The 10,116-nt window shown below is 42.1% G+C and carries 4 protein-coding genes; 3 read left to right on the top strand and 1 reads right to left on the bottom strand.

Annotated features, from left to right (window positions below; all coding sequences use genetic code 11):
• Positions 1–101 precede the first annotated feature (101 nt).
• From typA to RRU92_RS10250, 3 genes are all read left to right on the top strand, one after another.
• Positions 102–1,943 (top strand): translational GTPase TypA, encoded by a 1,842-nt coding sequence (gene typA / locus RRU92_RS10260; protein ID WP_000164118.1) that lies wholly within the window; start codon positions 102–104, stop codon positions 1,941–1,943.
• A 19-nt stretch (positions 1,944–1,962) separates the two neighbouring features.
• Positions 1,963–2,208 carry a DUF3165 family protein gene (locus RRU92_RS10255; protein WP_045763157.1) on the top strand — a complete coding sequence of 82 codons (246 nt, stop codon included), beginning with the start codon at positions 1,963–1,965 and terminating at the stop codon, positions 2,206–2,208.
• A 601-nt stretch (positions 2,209–2,809) separates the two neighbouring features.
• The gene (locus tag RRU92_RS10250; RefSeq protein WP_315639795.1) at positions 2,810–8,938 is read left to right on the top strand and encodes a G5 domain-containing protein; all 6,129 of its coding nucleotides are present in this window, start codon (positions 2,810–2,812) and stop codon (positions 8,936–8,938) included.
• A 130-nt stretch (positions 8,939–9,068) separates the two neighbouring features.
• On the opposite strand, the gene RRU92_RS10245 is transcribed toward RRU92_RS10250, so the two are convergent.
• The gene (locus tag RRU92_RS10245; RefSeq protein WP_315639794.1) at positions 9,069–10,043 is read right to left on the bottom strand and encodes an aromatic acid exporter family protein; all 975 of its coding nucleotides are present in this window, start codon (positions 10,041–10,043) and stop codon (positions 9,069–9,071) included.
• Positions 10,044–10,116 lie beyond the last annotated feature (73 nt).

The raw sequence follows: 10,116 nt of genomic DNA, 5'->3' as shown, positions 1-10,116 counted from the left end.
TTTTGAAAACATTTACACTTACTTGAATTAAGTCATTTGCTTAAAATTGTGGTATAATCGTTCAGTTAGAAAATAAATTTTTGAATATAATAGAGGAAATCATGACAAAATTAAGAGAAGATATCCGTAATATCGCGATTATCGCCCACGTCGACCACGGTAAAACGACCCTCGTTGACGAATTATTGAAACAATCTGAAACTCTTGACGCGCGTACAGAGTTAGCTGAGCGTGCAATGGACTCAAACGATATTGAAAAAGAGCGTGGAATCACGATTCTTGCGAAAAATACAGCAGTTGCCTACAACGGAACTCGTATCAACATCATGGACACACCAGGACACGCGGACTTCGGTGGAGAAGTTGAGCGTATCATGAAAATGGTTGACGGTGTTGTTTTGGTCGTAGATGCTTACGAAGGAACTATGCCACAGACTCGTTTCGTATTGAAAAAAGCCTTGGAACAAGACCTTGTGCCTATCGTTGTGGTTAACAAAATTGACAAGCCATCAGCTCGTCCAGCAGAAGTAGTGGATGAAGTCTTGGAACTTTTCATCGAGCTTGGTGCGGATGATGACCAGCTTGACTTCCCAGTGGTTTATGCGTCAGCGATCAACGGAACATCTTCATTGTCAGATGATCCAGCAGATCAAGAAAAGACTATGGCGCCAATCTTTGATACCATTATCGACCACATTCCAGCTCCAGTTGATAACTCAGATGAGCCCCTTCAATTCCAAGTGTCACTTCTTGACTACAACGACTTCGTAGGTCGTATCGGTATCGGACGTGTCTTCCGTGGTAGTGTAAAAGTTGGAGATCAAGTTACCCTTTCTAAATTGGATGGTACAACTAAGAACTTCCGTGTCACAAAACTCTTTGGTTTCTTTGGTTTGGAACGTCGTGAAATCCAAGAAGCCAAAGCTGGTGACTTGATTGCCGTATCTGGTATGGAAGATATCTTCGTCGGAGAAACCATTACTCCAACAGATGCAGTTGAAGCTCTTCCAGTTCTTCACATTGATGAGCCAACACTTCAAATGACCTTCTTGGTCAACAACTCACCATTTGCTGGTAAGGAAGGTAAATGGGTCACTTCTCGTAAGGTAGAAGAGCGCCTTCAAGCAGAATTGCAAACAGACGTTTCCCTTCGTGTTGATCCAACGGATTCACCAGATAAATGGACTGTATCAGGGCGTGGAGAATTGCACTTGTCAATCCTGATCGAAACAATGCGTCGTGAAGGCTATGAACTTCAAGTATCTCGTCCAGAAGTTATCGTAAAAGAAATCGATGGAGTTAAATGTGAGCCATTTGAACGTGTTCAAATCGACACACCAGAAGAATACCAAGGATCTGTTATCCAAAGTCTTTCTGAACGTAAAGGTGAAATGTTGGATATGATTTCAACTGGTAATGGTCAAACTCGTTTGGTTTTCCTTGTTCCAGCCCGTGGTTTGATTGGATACTCAACCGAGTTCTTGTCAATGACTCGTGGTTACGGTATCATGAACCATACCTTCGACCAATACTTGCCATTGATTCCAGGTGAAATCGGTGGACGTCACCGTGGTGCCCTTGTTTCTATTGATACAGGTAAGGCAACAACATACTCTATCATGTCTATCGAAGAACGCGGTACTATCTTTGTCAACCCAGGTACTGAGGTTTACGAAGGAATGATCATCGGTGAAAACTCTCGTGAAAATGACTTGACTGTTAATATTACGAAAGCGAAACAAATGACCAACGTTCGTTCAGCAACTAAGGACCAAACAGCGGTTATCAAGACTCCTCGTATCTTGACTCTTGAAGAATCACTTGAGTTCTTGAATGATGATGAATACATGGAAGTAACACCTGAATCTATTCGTTTGCGTAAACAAATCCTTAACAAGGCAGAGCGTGAGAAAGCAAACAAAAAGAAAAAATCAGCTGAATAAGAGCTAGAAAGAGCAGAAAATGGTCTATTTAATCATAGGGATTTTATTACTCTTACTCTATATATTTGCGACACCTCAAAGTATCAAGGGAACGGTTAATATTGTAATTCTTGTTTTTGGTCTCGTTTCCCTCGTGATTTTGCTCATGTTGTCCATCCTGCAAATCTTTCAGCTACCAACAGAATTCTTTATTACAGTAGCCATGCTGGTCCTTACGTATTTTAGTTTGCGAGATATCTCCCTAATGTCGGTGAAAAAGAGATAGGTAAGTGGCTTTGGGGTTCTACTAGGATTCGGTAAATATTTTGATAAAAACAACCACCACAAGTGAAGTCAGTAAAACTGAGTTTACTTGTGGTTTTTGCTTTGTATAGTGAAATGAAATAGAATCTGAACAAATTTACCAGAGTAGTTAAGTCAATTTCTAGCATTTTTTAGAATTCACAGTGTGCCGTTTTGTATTTGATCTACTATAAATCTAAAATTGAGAAAATGTTTATATAGTGGATTAAAATAAGATATGAACAGAGAGATTAGGAAAGTCAAACTAATTTCTAGAAATATTTTTAGCAGTTGTAGTGTACTGTTCTAGATTCAATATATTATATAATCTAGAAATTTAGGCTCTTTAAGCTTCATCGGCCTCCTACTTTCATTCACTAAATTTTTATTAAGTGGCAGATAATAGAAGAACTTCTGGAGGAAATTACGTTCTTACTGTGAATGTTTACAAAGAATACGGTTGCTTTTCTTTCAAAATTGGATAAAGAAGTTAGATATGGCAATTTTATTATTCAAATCCTTTGTAGGCGTTTACTATTTTTGATATACTGGGAAAAGGAATAGATACGAAATTGGAGTTTATCATGAAACAACATCATTTTAAAGCAAAACAACGCTTTTCTTTGAGAAAGTATGCAGTAGGAACTTGTTCCGTCTTATTGGGAACGAGTTTGTTTTTTGTAGGTACAAGCGGAAATGCTGTGCTTGCAGAGGAGAGGATTCCCCAGCTAGTGTCACACTATGTGGAAGATAAAGATCTACCTGAATCTTTGAAGGCTGAACTACGTTGGTTTGAAGAAAATGCTATCCAAGTGGAGGAAGGTAAGGATTATTACTTCGTCTACCGTAAATCTACTGCGAAGTTACCTGATACTGGCTTGTTTTCAAATGCTATCCTGCCTGTGCTAGGTACAGGAATCTTGTTAGTTTCGCTCACTCTCATTAAAAAGAGAAAGGGAGCCTCTCTCTTTCTAGTGACGGTTTTGGCTGTAGGTGGGACTGCTCTATCGGTTTCTGCCTTGGAGAACTTAGTAGAGCTTCGTCCAGCTCTCATCAAAACAGTTGCAGGAGAATTTTTGCCTAGTCCAGAAAGGATTGAGGGTTATGAATTTACAGGTTATTACTTTGTAAGAGAAAATGAGGAAATTTCTAAGACTGAAGATACAAAACCTCATTCTCCACAAGTAGAGAAGGTAGAATCGACCTCAATTCCAAGCGAAGGTATACCAAGCTTGGTCGAGGTGAAGCCAGAGCTTGAAGTTACGACAGAAGCCGTTGCTTATGATACTCTTCATCAGGACGATCCGGACTTGCTTAAGGGTGAAACCCGCGTCCTTCGAGCGGGAGTCTCAGGCGAGCGCACTATCTTAACGGAAGTCACGACTGTAGATGGTAAGGAGGTCCGTCAAGTCAAATCCAATACTGTGACTTTGGAGCCAATTTCCGAAATTATCGCAGTAGGCACTAAGGTAGAATCCACTTCAATTCCAAGTGAAGGTACTCCAAGTTTAGAAGAGGTGAAGCCAGAGCTTGAAGTTTCGACAGAAGCTGTCGCTTATGACACTGTTTATCAGGACGATCCAGACTTGCTTAAGGGGCAAACACGTGTCATTCAAACAGGTGTTACAGGCGAGCGCACTATTTTAACGGAAGTGACGACTGTAGATGGCAAGGAAGACCGCCAAGTCAAATCCAACACTGTAACTGTGGAACCAATTTCAGAAATCATCGCGGTAGGCACTAAGGTAGAGCACACCTCAATTCCAAGTGAAGGTGTTCCAAGTTTAGAAGAGGTGAAGCCAGAACTTGAGGTTACGACAGAAGTCGTTGCCTATGATACTGTTTATCAGGACGATCCAGACCTACTTAAGGGTCAAACTCGCCTTATCCGAGCAGGTGTTGCAGGTGAGCGCACTATCTTAACAGAAGTGACGACTGTAGATGGCAAGGAAGACCGCCAAGTCAAATCCAACACTGTAACTGTGGAACCAATTTCAGAAATCATAGCAGTAGGCACTAAGGTAGAATCCACTTCAACTCCAAGCGAAAGTACTCCGAGCTTGGTCGAGGTGAAGCCAGAGCTTGAAGTAACGACAGAAGCCATTGCTTATGATACTGTTTATCAGGATGCTCCGAACTTACTTAAGGGTCAAACACGTGTCATTCAAGCAGGTGTTGCAGGCGAGCGTACTATCTTAACGGCAGTCACGACTGTAGATGGCAAGGAAGACCGCCAAGTCAAATCCAACACTGTAACCTTGGCGCCAGTTACCGAAATCATCGCAGTAGGCACTAAGGTAGAATCCACTTCAATTCCAAGCGAAGGTACACCAAGCTTGGTCGAGGTGAAACCAGAGCTTGAAGTTACAACAGAAGCCGTTGCCTATGACACTCTTTATCACGATGATCCAGACTTGCTTATGGGACAAACTCGTGTTGTTCGAGTAGGCGTAGCAGGTGAGCGCACTATTTTAACGGAAGTGACGACCGTAGATGGCAAGGAAAATCGCAAGCAGGTTTCTAATGAAGTTACGACCGCGCCCGTTACCGAAATTATCGCAGTAGGCACTAAGGTAGAATCCACCTCAACCCCAAGTGAAGGTACACCAAGCTTGATCGAGGTGAAGCCAGAGCTTGAAGTAACGACAGAAGCCGTTGCCTATGATACTATTCATCAGGACGATCCGGACTTGCTCAAGGATCAAACCCGTGTCATTCAAGCAGGCGTAGCAGGTGAGCGTACTATTTTAACGGAAGTGACGACTGTAGATGGCAAGGAAGACCGCCAAGTCAAATCCAATGCTGTAACTTTAGAACCAGTTACCGAAATCATTGCAGTAGGCACTAAGGTAGAGTCCACCTCAACTCCAAGTGAAGGTACTCCAAGCTTGGTCCAAGTGAAGCCAGAGCTTGAAGTTGCGACAGAAACCGTTGCTTACGATACTATTCATCAGGAAGATCCGGACTTGCTTAAGGGTCAAACCCGCGTCCTTCGAGCGGGAGTCTCAGGCGAGCGCACGATCTTAACGGAAGTGACGACTGTAGATGGCAAGGAAGACCGCCAAGTCAAATCCAACACTGTAACCTTGGCGCCAGTTACTGAAATCATAGCAGTAGGCACTAAGGTAGAATCCACTTCAACTCCAAGTGAAGGTACTCTGAGTTTGGTCCAAGAGAAGCCAGAGCTTGAAGTTACGACAGAAGCCGTTGCCTATGATACTATTCATCAGGACGATCCAGACTTGCTTAAGGGTCAAACTCGTGTCATCAGGGCAGGCGTAGCCGGTGAGCGCACGATCTTAACGGAAGTGACGACTGTAGATGGTAAGGAGGTCCGTCAAGTTAAATCCAATACTGTAACCTTGGAGCCAATTTCAGAAATCATCGCAGTAGGCACTAAGGTAAAATCCACTTCAATTCCAAGCGAAGGTACTCCAAGCTTGGTCGAGGTGAAACCAGAGCTTGAAGTTACGACAGAAGCGGTTGCTTACGATACTATTCATCAGGACGATCCAGACTTGCTTAAGGGTGAAACTCGCCTTATTCGAGCAGGCGTAGCAGGTGAGCGCACTATCTTAACGGAAGTGACGACTGTGGATGGCAAGGAAGACCGCCAAGTCAAATCCAATACTGTAACTGTGGATCCAATTTCCGAAATTATCGCAGTAGGTACTAAGGTAGAGTCGGCGCCAGTTCCAGAACCTAAGATTGAAACCCAAACAATCCCATATAAAACAGTCTATCAAGCAGATGACAGCCAAGAAGTCGGTTCTAGAAAAACGAAAACACATGGGGTCAATGGACAAGTAGAAACCACTACCCAATATACAAGAGATCAAACAAGTGGTCAGATTACAGAGTCTAGTACATCAAAAACTCTGGTGGAAAAGGTAGATGAGGTTGTTCTAGTTGGGACCAAACCAAGTGTAGAAACAAAGGTCATCGCAAATAATACGATATATGAAGCGGACCCTTCACTTCCTTATCAAACAGAAAAAGTTGCTGTTCCAGGTAAGGAAGGCAGCGAAAAAACGACAACCACCTACCAAGTAGATACTCAGACAGGTCAGGTTACAGAAAGAGATCACCAAAAGGAAGTAACAGCTCCAATTGATAAGGTAGTGAAGGTCGGAAATGTCCAGACTATTGTGACCCCAATTCCAATCAAGGAGGAACGCCGTCAGGAACCAACACTTGAGAAGGACCTTGAAAAAGTAGAAAGTCAGGGAGATCCTGGCGAGACAACCACTACCAGAGTTTATGAAGTAAATTCTCAAACAGGTGAATTGCTATCACACACGGAAACAAGTACTGTGACAAAAGCAATGAAACCAAAGGTCATCTTGGTGGGTACCAAAGAAACCAAACCTCATCTTCTTCCAGTGAATACGGAGTTAGAAAATGCCATTGATGTAAGACCAGCTAGCCAAGGAATGAAGGCTGTGGACCTGCTTTCCAATGCTTATGTGACAAATGCCCTCAGGCCAAATATTCTGGGGCGGGATGTAATTAGTAAGAAGATTGAACTCAAAAAGACAAATCCTACTATTACAGATGAAGAGGTTAAAGAAGTCCTTCGCAAAGAATATCTAGAGAGATTATCTATTAAAGACACACTTGAAGAAACGAAAAAGACCCTAGATACAGACCTTAAAAAAGTTGTAGCCCATACCTTGAGTGTGCTCGGAAACACAGCAGAAACCAGAGCCAAGGTTCAGGCAGATTTAGAAGCTAATAAGGAAAAAATACTCTTAGGACTAACCTATATCAATCGTTTCTACAATATTGATTTTGGCAAGACCAACATCCGTGATATTCTTGCCTACAATCCAAGCTCTTTTGGCAAGAAGGTGACGTCATTAGAATGGCTAACATCTCTAGGTTCAATGAGCTATGATGAGATGAAACTGGTCAATAGTCCTCGAACATTTGAAACATACTTTGGAAAAGTAACCGATAAGTCAACCCTATTAGACTTTCTTGACTATAACCGAACAACCTTTACAAGTATGGATGGCGATACTTGGTTGAAGGACGCTACAAAAGCCATCGTTGTTGAGAAGAAATCCAAAGAGAAGACAGATGAAAATGTCAGTCTCTACACGAAGTTGACCTCTGATCCTGCCAAGTACGGGGCAGAACCTCAACAGATTGATAATCGCAAACAATATAACATAGCTACTCTTCTAGGCCTAGTAAACATCAAGGAACCGAGCATTTATGCCATTACTAATATGGCAACTGTTTCCTACGGAAATATTGGAACTTATATGGATACCTCACTGGCTCAAAGCAATCCTGCTCAATATAAGGCTGAATTGGAAAAAGTGAAGGCTTTGGTTGAATTGACAGCTGAGCGTCAGGCTGCCTATGTTGATACGCTTTATAGAATCACTAAGAAAGACAATCAATCAAAACTAGTAACCAACCGTTTGATTGTGGATACTATGAAAAAGTATACTAGCAAGCAAAATGCAGGCATCAAGGAAGCCTGGTCTAAGGAGTTTGGACCAGAGGCGGATAAGGGAGTCAAGGACTTCATGTCTCCGCTAGGTATGTATTCTCCGCCTCAATCAGTTGGTGCTGAGGCAAATGGTGCTGGTGTGCGTTACTTTATTGATAGGGTCTTGGACGATCGAGGGTCAGCGACTTACTCTCATGAAATGACTCACTTGTTGGATCGCACAGTCCTCTTTAACAATTATGGTCGACGAGATGGTACAGGGGCAGAATTCTATGCGCGTGGAATCTTTGAAAACTCCTACACTCCTGAAACAGATACCTACTTTAACTTGAACTTTGTTTATGATGAGAGTGACAAAGACAGTTTCTACAACAAGACACCAGAGCGCTTTAAATCAGCCACAGATGTGAAAGAATATATGCACGGTAGTTTCGATGTTCTCTATACTTTAGATTATCTAGAAGCTGAGGCAAGTCGAGGATTGTCAGCTGCGGATAAGGCAGTCTACTTCAAGCAACTCTTGCCAAGTGCGACAAGTGGTTCAAGAACTCCTGTTCCTTATCCAAATCCATCAGTCAAACCAACCCACCAGAGCGAGGAAATCAAGGCCTTGACCGAGGCAGATGCTAGCAAATTAGGCGATGTTCATAGTTTGATTGACAATCATATCGTGGTAAATCGCTATATCATTAAAGGATTCACGGCTACAGGGAAAGTAGATGCCAATGGTTATTATACCGTTGATATGTTTGATACGATTTATGGTGTCAACGAAAATGATAAGGGAATGAGTGGTGATATCAGCTTTAGAAAACAAGCCTTTGAACTCATGGCAGAACTTGGCTATTACGAAGGTTTCGTTCCTTATGTCTCTAATCAGTACAAACAAGATGCTGAAAAAGAGAATCGTCCCTTGTCAGACCAGTACATCTTTGAAAAGATCTTAGCTGGTAAGACCTATGCCCAATTCAAGAAGGAACAAATGGATGAACGGATTGCTAATATAAGTAAGTTAAAATCGATTACGATTGACTACAAAGGTAAGCAAGAAGTGATTGCCAGTCCTGAAAGAATGAAGCAATTGATGGATGAAGCGGTAAAAGAAGAACTTGCTCAGATCAAAGCAGGAAATATCAGTCAAAAACAATATCGTTTTATTGAAACTCCTGTTCAGAAGTTGAAAAAAGCTATTTACAAGGCATATCTTAAGGAATCAGATGAGTTTAGAAATTCCATCTATACTTCTTAAGGGAAAGATAAGTCTATCATTAGGAGTTCATAGCAATTTTGCTACTCGGTAAGATTAACTAGTTAGCTAGGTTTGAGACAGAAAAACACCTTTTGAATTGCAAGTTTTCGCAGTTCAAAAGGTGTTTTGTTTATGATGATAGATTGCTTTTTTCTTCAGAATAGCGTTGATAGAAGTCAACTTTCAGTTGAATAAAGTTTTCCAATTCGCGCAGGAGTTGAAGTAAGGTTGCGCGCGTTTCAAATTCTTCCCTTGTTTTAGGGAGGTTACGATTGCGAAATACCTGCAGGTAGCTTTCAATATCATTTAATAAATCGTTGGCAGGATTGGTCTGACTGAGTTGATCTGCAATTTTAGCGAATAGCTGGGCAAGGATTAGGCTTTCGCTTGCGGCTAGATTACAGGTGTTGATTTGCTGGGCCATATTACGAAGAATGCGACTCTGTCTCTGTCTCATTTCGAAATAGTGGATATGATAGTCGGTCTGATGAAAGAGGTGGTCAGAGTGATCAAGATAGACCAGTTTGAGAGCTTCTTCAAGAAGATGATCCAGTTCTTCAACGAGTTGGGCACGGTTACGACCATCGCCCTTTCCAAGATAATATTCAAAACGTTGTAAAATGTGTTTGAGTTTTTCTTCCACCTTGAGATGATAGAGATGGATCTCTTCTTGCCGAGAAGGCATGTAAAGATTGACAGTCAAGGCAAATCCCGTACCGATCAGAAATAGGAGGAGCTCATTCACTAGCAGATCTGGTGATGTAGACTTCTGAACCAAGAGATGACTGACTAGGACACTACTCGGGGTAATGCCAATCTCCCAGCCCAGTTTATAGGCCAGAGGGACATAGAGGGCGAGATAGAGACCAAAACTCCAAATATGGTAGCCAGTCAGTTGAAAGGCTAAGACGCCGATAGACAGAGCCAGCAGGGTTGAGAATAAGCGGTTTTTAGCCAGTTTGATCGTACTTCTACGGGTATCTGATAAGCTCAAAAGGGCGATGATACCAGCAGAAACAGCCGAAGATAAATCAAGAAAGTAGGCTAGAACACAGGCTAGACAAGTGGCTAAAACAAGTTTAAAAGTACGTTGAGTGATAGACATGAGACATTTCCTAAAATGAATGATAGAAACCAGACAAAGGCGGTGGGACAGAAATCGATAGACAAAGTCTCGA

The sequence above is a fragment of the Streptococcus sp. DTU_2020_1001019_1_SI_AUS_MUR_006 genome (genome assembly GCF_032340315.1).
Classification (GTDB): Bacteria; Bacillota; Bacilli; order Lactobacillales; family Streptococcaceae; genus Streptococcus.
Note: the sequence above shows the minus strand (reverse complement) of the source record. Positions and strands in the feature narration are given on the sequence as shown.

Excerpts from the sequence above, each read along its gene's own strand:
- typA (WP_000164118.1), top strand. The coding sequence starts at position 102 with ATGACAAAATTAAGAGAAGATATCCGTAATATCGCGATTATCGCCCAC.
- RRU92_RS10255 (WP_045763157.1), top strand. The coding sequence starts at position 1,963 with ATGGTCTATTTAATCATAGGGATTTTATTACTCTTACTCTATATATTT.
- RRU92_RS10250 (WP_315639795.1), top strand. The coding sequence starts at position 2,810 with ATGAAACAACATCATTTTAAAGCAAAACAACGCTTTTCTTTGAGAAAG.
- RRU92_RS10245 (WP_315639794.1), bottom strand. The coding sequence starts at position 10,043 with ATGTCTATCACTCAACGTACTTTTAAACTTGTTTTAGCCACTTGTCTA.